Consider the following 20,945-nt stretch of genomic DNA (forward strand, 5'->3'; position numbering starts at 1 on the left):
TGTGGGCTTAAATTGAATATAGCTAGAGGCTTTTATGGAACTGCTCATTATTGGAACAGGATATGTAGGTTTGGTGTCAGGGACTTGCTTGGCTGAAATGGGTCATCATGTGACATGCCTTGATATCAATGAAAAAAAAATTCATCAGCTTAAACAAGGCTATATTCCTATTTACGAGCCTGGCTTAGAGGAAATGGTTAAAAGAAATGTGAAAGCGTCGCGTTTAAAATTTTCTACTAGCTACGCTGAAGCTCTAGCCAATAGCCAAGTGTGTTTTATCTGTGTAGATACTCCTCATCAGGAAAATGGCGAAGCTGATCTGCGTTTTGTCCATCATGTAGCCGCAGCCATTGCAGAACACATGACAGATTATCGAGTAATTGTTAACAAATCCACAGTGCCTGTAGGAACTGCTAATTTCGTCTCTAGCGTCATTGCTGCAGGCCTGCAAAGAAGGGGCCTGTCAATTGATTTTGATGTAGCCTCCAACCCTGAATTTTTAAAAGAAGGCTGTGCTATCCAGGACTTTATGAAGCCTGATAGAGTGATCATAGGAACTGATAAGGCGACGGTAGCTCAAATCATGCAAGAAATTTACAGTCCTTTCATGCTTAGTCATGAGCGTTTGATGATCATGGATATTGCTTCTGCTGAAATGACTAAATACGCTGCTAATGCTATGTTAGCTACGCGCATCTCTTTCATGAATGAATTAGCTGGCTTATGCGAACATTTAGGAGCAGATATAAATAAAGTGCGTAGAGGCATTGGAGCTGATAATCGTATTGGCTATAAATTTTTATATCCTGGCCCAGGTTATGGAGGCTCCTGCCTACCTAAAGATATTTCGGCATTACGCAAGCAAGCTGATCAAGTTAGCTATGACACACCGCTTATTGATGCAGTAGCCTATGTCAATGAACAGCAAAAACAGCTAATGGGATATAAAATTATTGAATATTTTGCTAAATATTCTGGCTTGGCTAATAAAACTATTGCTATTTTAGGATTATCTTTTAAGCCCGATACAGATGATATGCGAGAAGCTCCCTCCTTAGTCTTAATTCAACAATTATTGCAAGAACAAGCACACTTGCGCTTATTTGATCCCGTAGCTATGGAAAATGCTAAAAAAATCATCGCCCCTCATTCCGCTATCCTCTGGTGTAATGACGAAATAGAAGCCGCTAAGGGAGCAGATGCAATCGTGTTGATGACCGAATGGAAGCAGTTCCGCTTTTTGGATTTCGGCGCTCTCCTTAAACAGATGAAAGGCAGAGCTTTTTTTGATGGCCGCAATCAATATAATCCTTTAGAAGTAGTTAAGAAAGGATTGGATTACTTAAGTATAGGTCAAAAGCCGTATTACAGAGAAGAAGTGAAACATGCTTAAAAAGCTTTATTTATGAGACAGCGCATCGACAAGAAATTAAGCCAATGAATATGAAAAGCGTAGAACCCAACACCCCTGACTATTTTCACGATAGATGCAAAAGCATAGAAAAACGGCTTGCTGAACTAACTGCCGGAAAGAATATGGCTTATTTCAATCTTTTAGAGGCTACTCGCTATTCTCTACTCGCTGGGGGCAAACGCATACGTCCTCTTCTTGTATTAGCTACTGCTACAGCTTTAGGAGGCTCAGAAGATTTAGCATTGGATCCAGCTTGTGCTTTGGAAATGATCCATACTTATTCTTTAATCCATGATGATCTACCCTGCATGGATAATGATGATTTTAGACGGGGTAAACCTTCGTTACATAAAGCTTTTACCGAAGGACATGCTGTTTTAACGGGTGATTATTTACTTACTTATGCTTTCGAGATCATTGCAAATGGAACCGGCCTTCAGGCTCATCAAAAAATAGAATTGGTAAATGTTATAGCCAAAAACGCCGGGGCCGAGGGAATGATTGGTGGGCAAATCATGGATATCGAGTCTCAAGAAAAGGCTATCGACCTTCATTTTCTACAAGAGGTTCATCGACGTAAAACAGGGGCTCTCATCACTGCCTGTATTGAATGTGGGGTTATCATAGCAAATGGCAGCCCAGCAGATCGGGAAATTTTAAAATCGTTTGGTCAAAAGATAGGCCTTGCTTTTCAAATCATTGATGATGTGTTAGATGTAACTTCTAACAAAAACTCAGACATAAAAAACCATAAAACTACCTACGCTACTTTATTGGGGCTCTCCAAAGCTCAAGCATTAGCCTTTGAATATGATCAGGCAGCTAGGGTGCTGCTGAAAAAGCTACCCTATGATACAGCCTTGCTCGTCTCTCTTGCAGATTTATTGGTTCATCGAAACTGCTGATAGATCATCGAGAAAAAAAGGTGCTAGGGTAAATAATTTGAATAAAAGTGCAACCTTTCCTAGCTCTAGTAGGCCAGCGATAAACTTAAGTCACTCAATCAACGATCAGAGAAAGATAAGAAGTTATATTTTTTGCCTCCTTTATTTTTTGTCACCCAGGTCTCTTAAGCATCTGATCTCTTCCCCTATTTAATAATGCCGTTTGAAAGACTCTCTCAATAAAACCAAAAAAGGAAGCGCCTTTCTGGCAGCTCCTTTCTTTTAAAAGAGATTCTTAGCAAGTACAAGTATATGATTGCTTAAAAAACTGCCTAACAGCGTATAATTGTCTAGCCGGATGCCAAGATTTTTTCAAAGGAATATACAAAAAGCGTTTAGGCCTTTTATAGGATTGTGCCATGAAAAGTGTCATTACCCCCAGAAATCGTAAAACTCTTACTTAAAGTGGGACGGAGGCAAAAAAAGTTTATTATTTTAAAAATGATTAATATCACCTAGCTTCATTTAAGTTTAAAAATTTTAACATTTTTTTAATATTACAAACAAATAGGCAAATGTTTATGAATAATTTTGCTATTTTTTTATTTGCCTAAAAATTACTTTGAATGCTATCTAAGAAGTCTAGTCGGTAGCATTACCTCTATACAGAAAATATTTGCATAAAGTTAAAAAATGGTTGGCAAGCAAAAAATTATGAATAATTCCCCTCAATGGATGCAAGAATCTACAGCTCTAAGATTCTCCCCTTCTCTGGGTTTAACGGTTAAACGTAATCCAACTAAGCGCTTGTTTGATATTATTTTTAGTCTTTGCGTGCTTATTATTACCTTTCCCGTATTGGCAATAGTCGCTATTTCTGTCTATTTTTCCTCGAAAGGTAAAATTATTTATGCTCAGGAGAGAATAGGCCGAGGTGGCAAACCTTTTCGCTGTTATAAATTTCGCACCATGTATCCTGATGCCGATGCAAGGCTGCATGAAATTCTAGAAAGCTCTTTGGAATTAAAAAGGGAATGGGCTAATGCTCATAAACTAAAAAATGATCCACGCGTTACCCCAATAGGCAAATTTCTTAGAAAGACTTCTCTTGATGAATTTCCTCAATTTGTAAATGTTTTAAAAGGAGATCTTAGTGTGGTAGGCCCTAGGCCAGTCGTTCAGTACGAAGTGATTCGACATTTAGGATATAAGGCTACAAAAATCTTATCTGTACGTCCGGGCCTAACGGGTTTATGGCAAGTTTCAGGACGCAGTGATATTAGCTATGCTAATCGCATTAAACTCGATGAGCAATACATAGAATCTCAATCTTTACTGCTCGATATAAAAATTATTGCTAAAACTATTCCCATCGTATGCTTCCCAAGAGGAGCTTATTAATTTTTGGCATGCTTTTTAAATAGAGAATCAAAGATAGCGAGGAGAATACTAGGATTTATGGGAAAAGAGCCTATATGGTGAGTGTAACCCCAGAAAATAACCTCTTTTTTCAGGAAAAACTATACATCTCATCTAAGTAGCCTTTTAAAATTTTATAAATTTCTTATGCATTTAAGTAGAAAAAACTTATTTCTTACATTTTTCAGCGGCTTGTTACTTACCCTTGGCATGCCAGCTATAGCTCCTAGTATCCGGCTGATGTTTTTGGTGCCTTTCCTTATTGTTTCATTTTATCAAAAAACCTTCTCTGTCTGCCTCTGGTATGCATTTTTTTGTGGGTTGCTCCTCGACTTACTGTCAGTACAGCCTCCTTTCGGCTTCTATGCTAGTAACTATACTTTAGGAGCCGCGGTGATTTATCCTCAAAAACGCCATTTTTTTGCCGATCATCTAAGTACGCTACCCATTATGACCTTCCTTTTTTCCTTTACTATAACTTTCTTCCAAGTTATTTTTCTTTATATATTGGGAACACCCCTTTCTATAGGCATGCGATGGATAGTTTCCGACCTTTTTGTAATGCCTTTAGGCGATGCTCTTTTTGCTTTTCTATATTTTATTCTCCTTCCTTTAAGCTTACAAAAAAAATCCCGACCCAGGAGTATTTAATATGCAACAAAATCTTAACGAAAGGTTGATAAAATGTGGGGTCGATACCCTTAAACGCCACATCTTTCTATGCAGCGACCAAGCAAATCCACGCTGCTCTAGCACAGATATAGCCTACGCTTCTTGGCAATATTTAAAGCAAAGGCTTCAAGAACTGAACTTGACAGGAGCGGGAGGCATCTACAGAACAAAAGTAAGCTGCTTAAGAATTTGTCAAAAAGGCCCTGTTGCTGTCATCTATCCTGATGGAATTTGGTATCATTCCTGTAACCCAGAAGTTTTAGAGATCATTCTTCAACAACATCTTATCGGTGGTAAGCCGGTAAAAGAATATATTCTTTATGATCACTCCAAAATCGCCTATAGCTCCTCTTGCTGAGCAGATGCGTCCTGCCTCTATTGAAGAAATCGTAGGGCAAGAGCATCTGATAGGGCCAGAAGGTTTTATAACTAAAATTATCTCTGCAGGCAAACCCTTATCTATTATTCTTTGGGGGCCGCCGGGATGTGGGAAAACATCTATCGCTAGGCTATATGCGAAAGCTTTTAATATCCCTTTTTATTCCATAAGCGCTATCTTTAATGGAATTGCTGATCTCAAAAAGCTTATAGAAGAGATAGAGAACACTCCCCTACTCCATCAAAGAGCTGTCTTATTTGTAGATGAAATTCATCGCTTTAATAAAGCTCAGCAAGATGCTTTTTTACCCTACGTGGAAAAGGGAACCATTGTTTTAATCGGCGCAACCGCAGAAAATCCATCTTTTCATCTCAACAGTGCGTTGCTTTCACGGCTGCGGGTGTTAGCGCTTCGGCCTTTAAATGAAAAGTCTTTGCAGCAGTTACTACAACGCTATGAATCTCGGAAAAAAGCATTGCCTCTTACCGAGGAAGCCCGTCAGCTTTTAATTTTATCAGCTCAAGGGGATGGCCGTTTCCTCCTCAATCTAATTGAGAATCTCCAAGATGTTAATGAAAATATTACTTTGGATGTCCACACTTTGCAAACATACTTACAGCAACGCACGGCTCGTTATGATAAACAAGGCGATCAACATTATCAGTTAATATCTGCTCTTCATAAAGCGGTGAGAGGGTCTGATCCTGACGCAGCTTTATACTGGCTGGCGCGTATGTTAGAGGGTAAGGAAGATCCTTTATTTTTAGCGCGAAGAATTATCAGAATGGCTAGCGAAGATATAGGATTAGCAGACCCCCAGGCTTTATCTTTATGCATCGCCGCCCGCGATACTTATGAAATGCTAGGCTCTCCTGAAGGTGAGCTGGCTTTAGCTCAAGCTGTCGTTTACCTTGCTTTGGCACCCAAAAGCAATGCTCTTTACCAAGCTTATGAAGAAGCCAAGCAATTAGCTGCGCAAACAACTTACATGGCACCTCCTTCCATCATTATTAATGCAGCGACTCCTCTAATGAAACAAATGGGATATGGAAAAAATTATCTTTATGATCATGAAGTAGAACATGCTTTCTCAGGGCAAAATTATTTTCCGGAAGAATTACCACCTAGAAAGTTTTACTGCCCTGTGGAACGCGGTTTTGAGCGTGAAATGAAAAAAAGACAAAGCTATTTCGATAAGCTAAGAATGATCAAGAAAAACAAATAATTTTTTACAATAAAGCATTGAGGATAGCAAAGAAGCTATATACTTTTTGAGCAGCCTTTCATGCAGACTTAAAAGCTATGAAAAATCATGCCTTTGGACAAAAAATTCACTTTGCGGGGTTAATTTTTTTAGATCTACCCACCTACCTTCATGAAATGGCATTGATTTTAAAACAAAAGATTGGCTTTAGCTTCTCTATTCATAGAGGGCGAAATAAGCCTTTAAAATTTTTAGAAGGATTTCCATCCTCTATAGAAGCCTGCCCTTTTAAAAGAAAATAAAACTTTCACTATTTACCGAGTGAATAAAAAATAAGAGGAGATCACACTTTTTTTCTCCTCTTATAAATGTTAATTCTTATCTCCTAAGGTGGCTGAATTTTCAGCTTTGTTTTCGCCTTTAGTGTCTTCGGATGATACTCTTTGCATGCACATAGCAAAACGTTTAGCTTTTTGTTGTTGAATATCATTCAACATATCGGTAATTTGCTTTCCATCCTTTATTCCATAAGCTTTCATGGTCAAAGCAAATAAATCTGTCAAAGTTTCTCTAAATAACCTGACGGCAGCTTGGCGCTGCTGAGGGTCTTTAAGAGGGTTTGGATCTAATTTAGCTGCTTTTTCCTCCACAGTTTTGATGACTTGCTTATCTTTCTGGGCAAGTTCACTAGCTATAGCCTCCCACTTATCTTGGGGGACGTTATACTTTTTTAAAGTCTCTAGTACAAACACCTTAGGAAAATAGGAAATAAGCAATTCCTTAGAGCATTCATCGCTCAACCCAACAGGAGTAGTGGGTGGTGTTTGTAAAGGAGCGTTTTGTGCAAAAGCATGCGTAGAAAGTAGAGCACCAAATCCTAAGAGTGACACTACACAGGTCTTGAAGACCGATTTATACATATTTCCTCCTAAAAAGGTTCTTGTCATCAACAATTCTTCCAAAGTTGTAAATCCACGTTACAATATACTATTATTTTTTTGCACTCTTTTGCTTTTCTAAAGCTTTTTTTTCTAGAAAGCAAGGATTGCTTTAGAGAAAATACTCTTACTGTAAATTTTTCTAACTTTTCTTAAGGCTTTTGCTTGTATGCTTTAAAAAAGCTATCTTTTGGCTAAAAACATTTATCCTTCCTGTTTATGTGGTAAAGCCTAGTTCTTAGGGTACATGATTACATAAAAAAACTGCTTACCAATCTTATTTAAGCTAAAAAAAAGACTTTTATCTTAAAGAAAATTCTCTTAATTTTTTTCTTCTTCATCCCTTATTTTTTAAGTCAGGACAGATTCACCTTCTTCTTTTTTCATAAAAAGGAGCTAAATTTCACTACCCAAATCTTAAAAAACATTTAGCTTTTAGAGAAACTAGACCCTCTTGTTCCTATTCTTTATCCTCAGCCCCATTCTTCCAAAAAGACCCGTATAAAGAAAGAAGAGAAAAACATTATGGGATATTTCCTCTTTATCTAAGGCTATTTATAAAGAGTAGATGGCTCTTAAATTTTGCCAGAAAAGAAGAAGCAAAAGTTGGCTTATAAAGTAAAAATGGGTTATGCTAATCTATCTTATGCAAACATAAAAAATGTTTTAAACACTCTTTCTTTGCTTATAAGAGTAGTAACCTTTTTTACCTGCAGCTTAAAGTCTAACTCCTAATATTTTATTGAAATCATAAAACACGACAGTTAAATTCCCCCTATGATTATAAATGGAAAAAAAATTGCTCAAGAAATTGAACAAGAGATTAAAGTTACACTTTTAAATATGCATGGCCGTCCGCCATGCTTAGCTGTTATTATTGTGGGCGACCATCCAGCTTCTCAAATCTACGTCCAACGGAAAACCCAAGCTTGCAAAAACGTAGGAATTTTATCCTTAAAAATTCATCTACCTTCCTCGTTATCAGAAAAAGAGCTCCTCGACAAGATCCATGCTCTTAATTTAAATTCCACAGTCGATGGCATTCTTGTGCAATTACCTTTGCCACCTCACATTAACCCATCGCTTGTTAATTTAGCCATCTTACCAGAAAAAGATGTCGATGGATTTCATCCTTTTAACGTAGGCAAAATGTTAATGGGGGAAACGGATGGATTTTTTCCCTGCACGCCGCTAGGCATTCGTGCCCTTCTAGCCAGATCCCAGATAGAAGTAGCAAGACGCCATGTGTTAATTGCGGGCCGCAGCAATATCGTAGGAAAACCTATGGCCGCTATGTTAATGCAGAATAACTCTGAAGGTAATGCCACTGTTACCATCGTCCATAGTAAGACTAAAAAGCTAGATAGCTTAACCTCTCAAGCTGACATTATCATCTTAGCTATGGGACAACCTTTATTTCTTAAAGCAGAGATGATTAAAGAAGGTGTAACAGTGATTGATGTAGGAATAAATAAAATTAACGATTTAAGCCGTCCTGCCGGGTATAGGCTGGTGGGCGATGCAGACTTTGATCATATTAAAGACAAATGTGCCTATATTACTCCTGTACCAGGAGGAGTAGGGCCTATGACGATTGCTATGTTATTGAGCAATACTCTTAAGAGCTACTCTAAGCGATTGAAGCCAAACCTTCAAAAGGCTCAATAAATGCTTAAGATGAAGATGGAAGTGGGGTATTATACAAAGGGCAAGTTAAAGAAATATTATGCATTTAGCCAATTTTTCATTCTCATTTTCTTACTTTATGCTTGCTCAAATTTCACGTATGAAAAATTGACTCTTTTTTCAGGGAGTGAGATGACGATTAACTATCGTATTCTCATTGGTCATCCGCTGACCGCATCAGAAAAAGCCCTTGTTTCTAATATTATCCGCAATACTTTTGAAGAGGTAAACCATATTTATAACAAATGGAATCCTTCCTCAGAGCTTTCTTGTCTTAATCGATTAAAAGCAGGTACTGTAGTATCCATTTCTGCCGAGCTTGAGCAACTATTAAATTTAACAGAAAAAATAGTTTTATTATCGGAAGGACGCTTTGACCCTACCATAGAACCTCTGCAAGCTCTGTGGAAAAAACATCTTGAGCAAGGACAAATTCCTTCTGAAGGCGAAATCTTATCTGTAGCTACTAAAATAGGATGGAATAAAATTCATTTTGGCCAAGGAAAATTTTATAAAGATTTAGACGATATTCAAATAGATCTTGGAGGAATCGCTAAAGGCTATTGCGTAGATTTACTTACCGATAGACTTTATGAAGCAGGCTATACCAATCTATTTGTGGAATGGGGGGGAGAAATAAAGACTAGCGGTAAGCATCCTCAAGGTAGGCCTTGGAATATTTTTATTAGCCGCTTGGGAAATAATAATCCAGAAAACGCTATTGCTAAGGTAAGTTTACGCAATCAAGCAATTGCTACCAGTGGGGATTATTTTCAAAGCTGGACGATAGAAACTAAAAAAGGCGACACTGCTTATCCAACTATTACCTATTTTCATATTTTTGATCCCGCTAGACTTACACCTCTCACCATAACGAGGGAAAATGTGGCTAGTGCAAGTGTTCTAGCCCCCTCTTGCGCACTAGCTGATGGATTAGCCACGACTGCCCTTATGTTCCGTTCTAAAAAAGAGGCCCAGCGCTGGGCAGATAAAATTACCAACGATTATCCCGAGATCGTGTTTTGGATTGTTTCCCACCAAGATCTTAATGAATAGATTCTTTTTCAAGCTCCTTGACTAATAAGCAATATCCTTCCGCAAAACGCCGTTTAAATCTTTCAGGGCAATTATAGAAATGGCTCCTTAAACGATGGGCGTAAGCCTCGAAAGGGTCGGCATGCTGTACATCTCTTTTTAAAAGAGCTTCTGTTATTAACTCTGCAAATTCTATCATCAAATCCTTTGAGGAAAGAGGAAATTCTTCTGGCGCCACTTAAGTTTACACTTTTGTTAAATTTTAATTAGGCCCTTCCACCCTACCGGGGTAGATAGTTCAACAAAAAGGATTATACAAAAAATATTTAATAAATCAATTTTTTTGCCAGGCTTAAACGCTCGCATTTTCAAAATGCCTAGCCAAATAAAAGGGTTGTCAATAATAACATTTTAAAATACAATGTTTTCAACAATTGAATTGAACTATCCCTATGCTTTTGTAAACCTTCTTCACTAACTTTGAGCGCTAACGAGCTTTCCAGCAAGAAACAATAACTCCTTTAAAGAAAGCCTATGCCCACTTTTACTACTCGAAAAAATAAAATTGTTCTAACCGATTATAACTATCGTAGAGACATTGAAAATCGTCTCTTCATGGCCGAGCTATCGATTTTAGAAGTCGATGTGTTGCAAGAAATTATTAATGGTTCTTTGAAAACCACCCTCACTACCCTTGCAGATAATTTGGAGATCACTCCTTCTAAACTTCGTCCTATTTTAGATAAATTAGCCAAAAGCGGTCTTTTTCAAATTCGAGGAAATGAGATACTCGTTGATAAAGAGATGCGCAAGTATTACGAGGCGCATATCATCAAATTTGATGATGACTTTCGTCCTGATATGGAGTATTTACAAGGACTATTAAGTAAAGCACCCATTCATGCCCTTCCCTCCTGGTATGCCATCCCCCGTAGCTCAGACAATATCTTTAATTCTATTATAGAAAAGTTCTTGTTCACTCCCAAAATTTATGAACGTTATTTACAAGATCTCGTTTTCGATAACCCTATCATAAGCTCGATTGCAAAACAAGTATTTGCTGCCCCCGACTATAAAATGAGTGCATGCGCACTTATAGAAAAATTTGGACTTACTAGGGAGCAATTTGAAGAGTATATGCTCTTCTTAGAGTTTAGCCTAGTTTGCTGCCTTCGCTATGTTAAAACTCAAGATGTGTGGGAAGAGGTGGTTACTCCTTTTCATGAATGGCATGAATTCTTATTATTCGTGCAGAATACTAATCCAGTCGCGATTCAAGAGGCTACCTCTATTACCCCTGTTTATGAAAAAGAGTTTGGATTTTTAAATGAATTGAATGCTTTTGTAAAAAAGTTGCTAAAAAAAAGTATTTCTTTTACCCAGGCTCCTAAAGATTTATTAGAAATAGCTCTTTTATTGGAAATTGCCAAGCAAGAAAAGCAAAAAATTGTGGCATCAGCTTATACGGAAGCCTGGCTTAAAAAAACTCGCGCAGACCAAGCCATCATCCTCTATCGACAGTCACTGAACCGCTTGGCCGCTAATGACCAATTTTCATCTTTTTCTGAAAAAGATTTACGCGAGGTCGAGAAAAGCCTTAAGAATTTTGCTCATGGAAAGTGGGTTTACTTCGAGGATTACATCAAAGGTTGTTTAGCTGCCGTAGGAAGTGTAGCACCTACTTCTTTAGTTAATAAAGGTAGAAGATGGAAATATAGCACTCCTAATTATAACGAAGATGAGAGACAATTTATAAAACTTATAATCTGCGAATATCTCATGCAAGCAGGTATGGTGGCTATAGGCTATCACCATGATAAGCTGTGTCTTTGCTTAACTCCTTTTGGTCGTCTCTCTTTAGGTTAGCAGGCAATACGAATGATAAACCTCTTACTCAAAGTTCTTCGGTGGAGGTTATAAAAACTTGTCCTAAAGTTTTTAAGTGGATCAAAAGTTTTTGACGGCGTGTAGTATCTAAGCTAACCCCTACATCATCAATCAGCATCAATGGCAGTTCTTGGCTTAATTCCCGTAGCCGCTGCCATTCCGCTAATCGAAGAGCCATGACGCAACTACGCTGCTGCCCTTCACTTGCAAACAAACGCACTTCGCGATCTCCTATCTTTATTAATAGATCATCACGATGGGGACCATATAAGGTCATTCCCACTTCTTTTTCGCGTAAACGAAGCTTATCCCATTGCTGCAGATAATGTTGACGCAAAAGCTGCAGATCCTTTATTTGGCGGCTACTATTTTTGTATTCCAAACTCAAAGGGGCAGTCTCTGCAGTTAACATTCCATACAATCCGTTTCCCCATTTTTGTAGGTCTGCAATCGTTTGCTCTCTTTGCAGAGTCACATAAGCCGCGGCTCCTGCCATCTCTTGCTCCCAAGTTTGGATAGCAAGCATTTCGTTCCTCTTTAATAAAGCATTACGTTGCCTCATAGCGCCTATATAGCGCGTCAAATAATGTACATATAAAGGATCTATCTGGGCAATCTGCAGATCGAGAAAATGTCGCCGCAATAAAGGAGAACCTTTTATTAAAGAAGTGCTATCAGGAGTTAAGACGACTCCTTGCAAAATGCCTAATAAGTTAGCTACTGACGAAAAAGCTGTACTATTATTTATAATTTTTCGTTCACTGCCATCATAAAGAATTTTGAGTGTTTGCGCTATACCTTGCTTAATGAAGCATGCTTCAATATGAAAATACTTTTGCCCATATTGAATCATATCGGAAATTTGCTGGGTACGGAAAGAGCGACCATTTATCAGCAATTGTATCGCCTCTAAAATAGTTGTTTTACCGTAAGCATTAGGGCCTACAATCGTATTAATGGTGGGGGTAAAGTGAAAAGTGGCTTCCTCGTAACGACGGAAATATCGTAAATATAGCTTTTGAAGAAAAAGACCACTACTCAAAATTATCACCTTTTATTTTAGCTAATCTTCACTCAAGCGCATTGGCATTAGTACAAACAGCGAATTTTGTTCTGCTTCTTTCTCCTCTTCATTTTGATCATCATTAAAGTCACTAATCAAGCCAGGATTATAAGGATCGGTAATCCCAAGAGAAATAGTTTCATTTTTACTATGACGCAAAATATCTAAAAAGAAATGAGGGTTAAAAGCAATTTCTAACTTCTCCCCTTTATAATTTACCGGCATACTTACTTTACCTTCTCCTATTTCCATCGTGTTGGCTGTCAATTTCAACTCCCCTTCGTTAAAAGTAAAACGAACGGAATGATTATTTTCTGCAGCAAAAAGGGAAATTTGGCGCAATAAAGTCATCAATTCTTCACGGTGGAGATTAACGGTTATCCCAGTTTGAGAAGGAATGACACGGTTAACATCAGGATACTCCCCTGATAATAGTTTACTAATAATCGTCGTATTAGAAGCTTTGATAGCAATTTTGTCCTGCATTAAAAACACTATAGCTTCGCCCTCTTCTTCCAGATTTTTAAGAATTTCCTCTACCGCCTTAAGTGGAATCACATAAGTACCTTGGAAAGATGGATCGATATTAAGGGTAGTTTGGGATTTTGCTAAGCGCTTTCCATCCGTTCCAATAAAGGAAGCTGTTTTTCCCTGCACTTGCAAACATACTCCCGTAAGCACATAACGATTGTCTTCACGAGAAACTGCAAAAGCTGTGCGGTAAAGCATATCTTTCAAAACTTTTTGTTTAATTTTAAAATGCACGGCATCTGTCACATTAGGTAAGGCGGGAAACTCATTTTTATTCATTCCATTTAACTTAAAGCGCGAAGTTTGGGCATTAATTTCAGTGATTTCATTTGCTGAAGTAGAAATTTCCACATTGGTTGCTGTCAACTCGCGTATTAACTGGGCCAAGCGCTTTGCAGGCAATGTTGTTGACCCCTCTTCAAGAATTTTTGCTTCAGTAAAGCAGCGGACCCCTACTGTTAAATCCGTAGCTGTAATAATAAGTTCATTATTAATAGCTTCGATTAAAAAGTTGGAAAGGATAGGGATGGTAGATTTTTGAGCTACTGCATTAAGACACTTATTAATTAAATAATTAAGCTCTTGCGTGGCTATGACGAATTTCATGAATAATTCCTTAAGCTAAATAAAAGAGAGACTCAAGATAAGTGACCATAAGCTCTTTGTCAAGCAATAAACATAGGGCTCTCGATGTGTTCATGCTTGCCTATCTAAAAAATCAAGCAAGGAAAGAATTTATAGACTTGAGGTGCCTGTAAAGGCGCTAAGAGAGATGAATTCTGCAATCTCTCTTGCTTCGTTTATGCGCCTTCATTTAATATATTTGCATATGAATAATAAATCTTCCGATCTCGTATCTAATAAACGCGCTTTCCATCATTTTGAAATCCTCGAAACCTTTGAAGCAGGTATTGCCCTAGAAGGTACGGAAATCAAATCGCTAAGAGATAATGGGGGGAGCCTGCAAGAATCTTATATCAAAGTGATTAACAGGGAAGCATGGCTTATTGGATCCCATATTGCTCCTTATAAGTATGGCAACATTCACAATCATCTGGAAACTCGTGATCGCAAGCTTCTTTTACACAAACGAGAGATCTTTAAACTACGCGAGAGCGTGCAGGAAAAAGGTTTAACGATTGTAGCCCTGGCCCTTTATTTAAAAGAGGGAAAAGTGAAAGCAAAAATTGCTATTGCTAAAGGAAAAAAGTCTGCTGATAAACGAGAAGCCATTAAAGAAAGAGACGAAAAACGCTATATGCAAAAAATGCTGAAAAGCCGTTAATTCCCTAAGGTTTAAGGAAAGCTTTCTTTGAATTTTTATATATAATTAAATGCTTAGACTGAAAATTATTTCTATTGGTAAAACAAAAGAAGAATGGCTCAATGACGCCATCCAAGAATATGTTAAACGTCTATCCTCTATTTTAAAATTTGAATTTGTAGAAGCTAGAAATAATGAGCACCTCCAAGAACTCATTTTAAAAGAAAAGCGAGTGATCTGTTTGGATGCGGCAGGCAGGCTTTTCGATAGCGAAAAATTTGCCAGCTTCCTGCAGGTGCAATTTATAGAAGGTGGCTCGCGCTTAACTTTAGTTATCGGGGGAGCAAGTGGATTGCCAAAGAAAATCAAACTTTCCTATCCTTGCCTTAGCCTCTCCCCTTTAACCATGACTCATCAAATTATTAGATTAGTACTCATAGAACAAGTCTATCGTGCTTTTGAAATTGCTAAAGGCACTCCTTACCATAAATAAGCTAGACGTTTCTCCATCCACTGGCTAGTCTACCCACTCTAAAGAAGCACGCTTTATTTATTACCCGTGAGCTCTCTATTAACTTCGATCTTCTAGAGGCTTTGTAAAAGCAAGCCTAAAATAGATCATGGCGCCATTAATGAGAGCAGAGCCTATGGCTACATCGATTAAGCCGCGGATGTCGGCAGGTATGCCTAAATATTTCATAGAGAAGCCAAGCCCCATCATCCCCGCTAAAAGAATATAATATTTGGAATCATATATATTCTGTAAATAGGTAGGATTAGGCAAAGAATAAATCCTTTCTACCCCTTTAACAGCCGCTTTACCCAATACATAACGTCCTTTGGAGTAGCCTATAATCAATCCTAGAGCAATCAAAAACACAATAATATTTTCCGCATTTGAAAAAATAGAAGAAAAAAGATTAAGCAAAGGATAACTATTTTTTTCTAGAACATGCATATCTTGGGCAGCGTGAAGTAGAAAATTTAGCCCCAAGGAAAGTAAAAAGCTTCCAACCGCTAACCAGATGATTCCCGAAAAAACAATTAATGCTTTATGGCTTAATTTTAACATATTTTCCTCTCCTACATGGTATTCATAAAAAAGAAATTTAACCTATTGAAAGATATAAGATAAAGAAAAAAGAAAGGGTTAAATGATAGACAAATAAAGGCCATTTTTTTATATCTTTTCTACATTTAAGAAAAAAGCTCTGAAGTTATACCCACTCATTCTCTAGTTAGAGGTGCTAAATTTCAAAATTCATTACTCAAGGCAGTGAGTGAGATAAGCCTTTCCCCTCACTTCATTGGCCTCCTATGTGAAGTGGCACCACCCTTAATTTTAGGGTATATATTCCTGCCACTTGGTAAGCTATTGGCTATCTTAAAATTAAAGCTGTGAGGAAGGAGGCCAATGAAGGTGCTTGAGCCTATTAGAGAGTGCATTAAAACGCAAGTATGGACGTTAAAACATAGTACCTCAGAACGTTTGATAGCGTGTAAGCTTCTTTTAAATAGAATTGCAGCAAGCTTTATCGCAGATGTTGACTTACCTTCTTTTAAAAAGGGATATATTTTTTTACTGGATAGATTACAAGGCAACTAAAATGATTCGTGGCATTGGTATTGACATTATTGAAGTGGCTCGTATTGAGGCAAACATACATAAGTATGGCCAAAAGTTTCTTGATAGGGTTTTTACCGAAGAAGAGCAAAAATATTGCCAATCCTTCCGGCAACCGAGTAAAAACTTTGCAGGTAGATTTGCTGCTAAGGAGGCGGTTGTAAAAGCATTAGGTACAGGCTTAACTGGAGGCCTGAGTTGGACAGATCTTGCTATCCTCAATAATGAACAAGGTAAACCCTATCTTGCTCTTACAGACACCTTCAAAAAACATTTCAAAAACCCTCTTATTCATATATCCATTAGCCATTGTCAAGCATACGCGACTGCCACAGCTATTTGGGAAGAATGAATTTGCAAAAAGAGACTGCGTTTGCCGTCCTATCGTCTAGCCTATCCATTCAACAAAATACGCTCCATACAGCAAAAATTAGCTTCCTAATTTCGCTAGAAGGCATCTGTTATAAAAAGAGGTTAAAATAGTAAGCGCTTGTTAGAAGGCAGGAAATGGTAAGTTGATGCTAAGGTTAAAACAGGTAAATTGAATGGTTATCGCAAAGCTTACCGAAATTGCTATAAAGTGGCTGCTTAAAAAAATTGCCAATACTTTTGTTTACACCCCTTAATAGCCTATTCCTCATATTCTCTTGCATGTTTTATTTCTTTCTTATACTTTTTAAAAAGTTATCATAAACATGCATGACATTTAAAGAGGTTGTACAGTGAATACTAGTCCTTCTATCAGCATTGAAAGTCTACCTAATGAGATGCTCACACACATTTTGAAGTATTGCGCCACACCTTCTTTATCTAGCGTGTGCAGAAAATGGCGTGATCTTTTAGCTAATGATAGTGAAATAATGCGATCTATCTATAAGCAAATAGTTGAAATTCATGTCCCTCGAGGAAATGTTAGGGAGCATGCTGTTATCTTAAACAAAATTTATAAGCTAGATAATGAGCTTCTTCCAGGACAAAAGGTAAAAGCAATCTTTAAACAAATCTTTACTCTAGCTAAACCTCTCTCACCACTAAGATGGAAAGATTACCCTAAAGAAAACATATATTTCACATCAGCTAATTACTCCTCTTATGTGGTAAATATCAGTCGCCTGTTAATATGGAATAAACTCCCTGGGGGAAAGAAATACTTAGATCAACAAAGAATCAAGCACTTGCCTATAGCAAGAAAAGGAGAACTTTTTAAAGGATGGATTGAAAGATATGGCAAAGACATTAAAAACTTAAGTTTAGCAGGAACAGGATTGACTTTTTTACCTCCTGAAATAGGACAATTATCTCAGCTGCAAGCCCTTTTTTTAAACGATACCCAGCTGACCATTTTTCCTGCAGAGATAGGACAACTCTTGCAGCTGCAAAGGCTTGAGTTAGCCGATAATCACCTTACTACCCTTCCTTCAGAGATAGGGCTACTGTCTCAGCTGCGAAAGCTTGACTTAAACAACAACAAACTTACTTTCCTTCCAGCAGAGATAGGGCAGCTATCTCAGCTACAAGCGCTTGGCTTAGACCACAACCAGCTTACCTCTCTTCCGATAGAGATAGGGCAGCTATCTCAGCTGCGAAAGCTTGGCTTAGCCGATAATCACCTTACTACCCTTCCTGCAGAGATAGGTTTACTGTCTCAGCTGCAAACGCTTGATTTAAATAGAAACCAGCTTACCTCTCTTCCGGCAGAAATATGGCAGCTGTCTCAGCTGCAAGTACTTAATTTAAATGACAACAAACTTACCAACCTTCCTACAGAGATATGTCAGCTATCACAGCTAAAAGCGCTTGGCTTAAATAACAACCAGCTCACTACCCTTCCGGCAGAGATAGGACAGCTATCTCAGCTGCAAAGACTTGGCTTAGATCACAACCAGCTTACCTCCCTTCCTCCAGAGATAGGACTACTGTCTCAGCTGCAATTGCTTCGCTTACTCAACAACCACCTCACCACCCTTCCTGCAGAAATAGGGAAGCTCTCTCAGCTGCAAGCACTTGGCCTAAATGACAACCAGATCGATACCCTTCCTGCAGAGATAGGTTTACTGTCTCAGCTGCAAACGCTTGATTTAAATAGAAACCAGCTTACCTCTCTTCCGGCAGAAATATGGCAGCTGTCTCAGCTGCAAGTACTTAATTTAAATGACAACAAACTTACCAACCTTCCTGCAGAGATAGGGCGTTTATCCCAGCTCAGTAAACTTTACTTAGACAGCAACCAGCTTACCTCTCTTCCGGTAGAGATATGGCAGCTGTCTCAGCTGCAAGCGCTTGATTTAAGTAGCAACCAGCTTACCTCTCTTCCGACAAAGATAGAGCAGCTCTCTCAGCTACAAGTACTTAATTTAAGCCACAACAAACTTACCTCCCTTCCTACAGAGATATGGTATCTATCACAGCTACGAGCGCTTGGCTTAAACAACAACCAGATTACTACCCTTCCTGCAGGGATAGGGCTACTGTCTCAGCTGAAAAAACTTTACTTAAAGGATAACCAGCTTACTACCCTTCCGGTAGAAATAGGGCAGCTATTGCAACTACAAGATCTCGACTTAAAAAGTAACCAGTTTACCAATCTTCCTGCAGAGATATGGCAGCTCTCTCAGCTGCAATACCTTTACTTAGACGGCAACCAACTTACCACTCTTCCTTCAGAGATATGTCAGCTATCTCAGCTGCAAGTGCTTGGATTAAGCAGCAACCGGCTCACCGCACTTCCGGCAGAGATAGGGCAGCTATCTCAGCTGCAAGTACTTAACTTAAACAACAACAAACTTACCACCCTTCCTACAGAGATAGAGCAGCTTTCTCAGCTACAAGTGCTTCGTTTAAGTAGCAACCAACTTACCTCTCTTCCGGTAGAGATAGGGCAGCTGTCTCAGCTGCAAGTACTTAACTTAAACAACAATCAGCTTAACACTCTTCCTACAGAGATGGGGCATTTATCCCAGCTCAGTAAACTTTACTTAGACAGCAACCAGCTTACCTCCCTTCCGGTAGAGATAAGGCAGCTATCACAGCTACAAGAGCTTGGATTAAGCAACAACCAACTTACCTCCCTTCCTGTAGAAATGAAGGGGCTGACTGCTTTAAAAAAGCTCCAGGTGAATGGGAATCCGCTGCAAAGCATTCCAGATGAAATAAGGGAGCGTTTTTGCCTTTAGCTGAAAAAGTCTGTTCCTTCATCACCCAATAAGCTAAAGAAACATATTGATATTCTTGGAAAGTTTTAAGGATATAAATAAACCTTCCGGCCTATCAAGAGACATTAACATCGAAAGTTTTCTTTATTAAAGATTCTTTATCGGCCTATTGCATTTCTCTATTTTTAAATTTAAAGGCTAAGAATCTGTCTCTAAAATTTTCTTGTACATTCTGTTTTATTCATGTATGTTTTGCTCTAAAAAACTCATAAAACATGTCTGGCACTTAAAGAGACCCTATAATGAATCCTAATTCTTCTATCACCATTGAACATTTACCTAATGAAATACTAACCCCTATTTTAAAGGCCTATGCTAGCCCTTCCTTATTTAGCGTGTGTGGAAGATGGTACCATCTCCTAGCTAATGAAGTCATGCCTTCTCTTTATAAGCAAATAGGTAAAGTGCATGTTCCTCAAGGAGATGTTAACGAGCAGGTTCTTGCTTTAGATAGGATCTATAAGCTAGAAGAAGAGCTTTCTAAAAAAGCAAAGGTAAATGCAATCTTTAGGCAAATCTTTACTTTAGCCCGCTCGCTTTCACCTTTAGAGTTTAAAGAAGGACTTGAGGAAAATAGATATTTCACATTGGCTAATTACTCCTCTTATCTATTAAATATTAATCGCCTCTTAATGTGGAAAAAATTACCCCGTGGAGAGAAATACTTAAGTCGAGAAACAATTAAGTACTTACCTTTAGAAAAAAAAGGAGGGCTTTTTATTAATTGGATTAAAAGGCATGGCAAAAAACTTACGAAGCTAGACTTACAAGGAATTGGCTTAACCTTTTTACCTCCAGAGGTAGGACAATTATCAAACCTGAGGGATCTGGACTTAAGCGACAACCAGCTCACCACTCTTCCGGTAGAGATAGGGCAGCTATTGCAGTTACAAAAGATTATCTTAAGCAGCAACGAGCTTACCTCCCTTCCGGCAGAGATAGGACAGCTCTCTCAGCTGCGGCGGCTTGACTTAAACAACAACAAACTTACTTTCCTTCCTTCAGAGATAGGACGACTCTTGCAGCTGCAATGCCTTAGCTTAGATCACAACCAGTTTACCTCTCTTCCGGTAGATATATGGCAGCTCTCTCAGCTACAAGAGCTTGGCTTAAGCAGCAACCGACTCACCACACTTCCAGTAGAGATAAGGCATTTGTCTCAGCTACAAGTGCTTGGATTAAGCAGCAACCGGCTCACCGCGCTTCCGGTAGATATAGGGCAGCTGTCTCAGCTACAAGTGCTTGGTTTAAGTAGCAACCAGCTCACCACTGTTCCGGCAGAGATAGGGCAGCTATCTCAGCTGCAAGTACTTAATTTAAATAACAACATACTTACCAACCTTCCTAAAGAGATAGTGCAGCTCTCTCAGCTGCAATGGCTTATCTTAGGCAGTAACCAACTTACCAACCTTCCTCCAGAGATAAGGCAGCTATCACAGCTACAAGCGCTTGATTTAAGTAACAACCAGCTCAACACCCTTCCTGCAGAGATATGGCAGCTATCTCAGCTGCAAAGGCTTGATTTAAGTAACAACCAGCTCAACACCCTTCCTCCGGAGATAAGGCAGCTATCACAGCTCAGCAATTCCCGCTGAAAAAAATTCCCTCTGTGATAAACTAAAAAAGAAATTTTTTTTCGTAAACCATTAGATGAGGTTAGTTATGGGAATGTGGGCGAAAGAGAAAAAATACCTTTGTGCTGCAGGTTTACTGGCCATCACACGTAAAGCTTT

Annotated in this window: 19 protein-coding genes; 14 read left to right on the plus strand and 5 right to left on the minus strand. The window is 38.5% G+C overall.

Annotated elements, in window-relative coordinates; genetic code table 11:
* Window positions 1–34 precede the first annotated feature (34 nt).
* From NEOC95_RS04925 to NEOC95_RS04950, 6 genes are all read left to right on the plus strand, one after another.
* The gene (locus NEOC95_RS04925) at window positions 35–1,393 is read left to right on the plus strand and encodes a UDP-glucose dehydrogenase family protein (RefSeq protein ID WP_166158651.1); all 1,359 of its coding nucleotides are present in this window, start codon (window positions 35–37) and stop codon (window positions 1,391–1,393) included.
* 50 nt (window positions 1,394–1,443) lie between these two features.
* Window positions 1,444–2,319, plus strand: a complete 876-nt coding sequence (locus NEOC95_RS04930; RefSeq protein WP_249270175.1) for a polyprenyl synthetase family protein — start codon at window positions 1,444–1,446, stop codon at window positions 2,317–2,319.
* A 693-nt stretch (window positions 2,320–3,012) separates the two neighbouring features.
* Complete coding sequence (locus NEOC95_RS04935) at window positions 3,013–3,699, plus strand: sugar transferase (RefSeq protein ID WP_242678257.1); 687 nt, start codon at window positions 3,013–3,015, stop codon at window positions 3,697–3,699.
* A gap of 165 nt (window positions 3,700–3,864) precedes the next feature.
* Window positions 3,865–4,368, plus strand: a complete 504-nt coding sequence (locus tag NEOC95_RS04940) for a mreD (RefSeq protein WP_213151948.1) — start codon at window positions 3,865–3,867, stop codon at window positions 4,366–4,368.
* Window position 4,369: 1 nt separating this feature from the next.
* Window positions 4,370–4,747, plus strand: a complete 378-nt coding sequence (locus NEOC95_RS04945; protein ID WP_166158660.1) for a (2Fe-2S) ferredoxin domain-containing protein — start codon at window positions 4,370–4,372, stop codon at window positions 4,745–4,747.
* On the plus strand, window positions 4,710–5,993 hold the full coding sequence (locus tag NEOC95_RS04950; protein WP_213151950.1) for a replication-associated recombination protein A: 1,284 nt from the start codon (window positions 4,710–4,712) through the stop codon (window positions 5,991–5,993). Before NEOC95_RS04945 ends, NEOC95_RS04950 begins: the two co-directional genes overlap by 38 nt.
* Window positions 5,994–6,343: 350 nt before the next feature.
* Here the strand turns inward: NEOC95_RS04950 and NEOC95_RS04955 are convergent, their stop codons facing one another.
* Window positions 6,344–6,892 (minus strand): hypothetical protein, encoded by a 549-nt coding sequence (locus NEOC95_RS04955; RefSeq protein ID WP_166158666.1) that lies wholly within the window; start codon window positions 6,890–6,892, stop codon window positions 6,344–6,346.
* 795 nt (window positions 6,893–7,687) lie between these two features.
* On the opposite strand from NEOC95_RS04955, the gene folD reads away from it, so the two are divergent.
* The gene (gene folD / locus NEOC95_RS04960; RefSeq protein ID WP_213151952.1) at window positions 7,688–8,578 is read left to right on the plus strand and encodes a bifunctional methylenetetrahydrofolate dehydrogenase/methenyltetrahydrofolate cyclohydrolase FolD; all 891 of its coding nucleotides are present in this window, start codon (window positions 7,688–7,690) and stop codon (window positions 8,576–8,578) included.
* A 150-nt stretch (window positions 8,579–8,728) separates the two neighbouring features.
* The gene (locus NEOC95_RS04965; RefSeq protein WP_249270176.1) at window positions 8,729–9,652 is read left to right on the plus strand and encodes an FAD:protein FMN transferase; all 924 of its coding nucleotides are present in this window, start codon (window positions 8,729–8,731) and stop codon (window positions 9,650–9,652) included.
* Here NEOC95_RS04965 and NEOC95_RS04970 read toward each other — a convergent pair.
* Window positions 9,642–9,830 carry a hypothetical protein gene (locus NEOC95_RS04970; protein WP_166158672.1) on the minus strand — a complete coding sequence of 63 codons (189 nt, stop codon included), beginning with the start codon at window positions 9,828–9,830 and terminating at the stop codon, window positions 9,642–9,644. The two genes, NEOC95_RS04965 and NEOC95_RS04970, sit on opposite strands and share 11 nt — an antisense overlap.
* A 335-nt stretch (window positions 9,831–10,165) precedes the next feature.
* Between NEOC95_RS04970 and NEOC95_RS04975 the strand changes: the two genes are divergently transcribed.
* Window positions 10,166–11,497, plus strand: coding sequence for a hypothetical protein (locus NEOC95_RS04975; protein WP_213151954.1), 1,332 nt, complete (start codon window positions 10,166–10,168; stop codon window positions 11,495–11,497).
* A gap of 28 nt (window positions 11,498–11,525) precedes the next feature.
* Here the strand turns inward: NEOC95_RS04975 and recF are convergent, their stop codons facing one another.
* A complete protein-coding gene (gene recF, locus NEOC95_RS04980) occupies window positions 11,526–12,560 on the minus strand; it encodes a DNA replication/repair protein RecF (protein WP_213151956.1) in 1,035 nt (344 codons plus the stop codon).
* Window positions 12,561–12,581: 21 nt separating this feature from the next.
* The gene (gene dnaN / locus NEOC95_RS04985) at window positions 12,582–13,718 is read right to left on the minus strand and encodes a DNA polymerase III subunit beta (RefSeq protein WP_166158681.1); all 1,137 of its coding nucleotides are present in this window, start codon (window positions 13,716–13,718) and stop codon (window positions 12,582–12,584) included.
* Window positions 13,719–13,941: 223 nt separating this feature from the next.
* Here dnaN and smpB point away from each other — a divergent pair, with 223 nt between their 5' ends.
* Together smpB and NEOC95_RS04995 are read left to right on the plus strand one after the other, a co-directional pair.
* Window positions 13,942–14,397: an SsrA-binding protein SmpB gene (gene smpB / locus NEOC95_RS04990; protein WP_166158721.1), complete on the plus strand. Its 456-nt coding sequence runs from the start codon at window positions 13,942–13,944 to the stop codon at window positions 14,395–14,397.
* Window positions 14,398–14,446: 49 nt separating this feature from the next.
* Window positions 14,447–14,869, plus strand: a complete 423-nt coding sequence (locus NEOC95_RS04995; RefSeq protein ID WP_213151958.1) for a 23S rRNA (pseudouridine(1915)-N(3))-methyltransferase RlmH — start codon at window positions 14,447–14,449, stop codon at window positions 14,867–14,869.
* A 78-nt stretch (window positions 14,870–14,947) separates the two neighbouring features.
* On the opposite strand, the gene NEOC95_RS05000 is transcribed toward NEOC95_RS04995, so the two are convergent.
* Complete coding sequence (locus NEOC95_RS05000; protein ID WP_213151959.1) at window positions 14,948–15,448, minus strand: hypothetical protein; 501 nt, start codon at window positions 15,446–15,448, stop codon at window positions 14,948–14,950.
* A gap of 535 nt (window positions 15,449–15,983) precedes the next feature.
* On the opposite strand from NEOC95_RS05000, the gene acpS reads away from it, so the two are divergent.
* From acpS to NEOC95_RS05015, 3 genes are all read left to right on the plus strand, one after another.
* Window positions 15,984–16,352: a holo-ACP synthase gene (gene acpS, locus NEOC95_RS05005; RefSeq protein WP_166158691.1), complete on the plus strand. Its 369-nt coding sequence runs from the start codon at window positions 15,984–15,986 to the stop codon at window positions 16,350–16,352.
* 370 nt (window positions 16,353–16,722) lie between these two features.
* Window positions 16,723–19,173 (plus strand): leucine-rich repeat domain-containing protein, encoded by a 2,451-nt coding sequence (locus tag NEOC95_RS05010; protein ID WP_213151960.1) that lies wholly within the window; start codon window positions 16,723–16,725, stop codon window positions 19,171–19,173.
* A 281-nt stretch (window positions 19,174–19,454) separates the two neighbouring features.
* Complete coding sequence (locus NEOC95_RS05015; protein WP_213151961.1) at window positions 19,455–20,807, plus strand: leucine-rich repeat domain-containing protein; 1,353 nt, start codon at window positions 19,455–19,457, stop codon at window positions 20,805–20,807.
* Window positions 20,808–20,945 lie beyond the last annotated feature (138 nt).

Source organism: Neochlamydia sp. AcF95 (assembly GCF_018342455.1).
Taxonomy (GTDB): domain Bacteria; phylum Chlamydiota; class Chlamydiia; order Chlamydiales; family Parachlamydiaceae; genus Neochlamydia.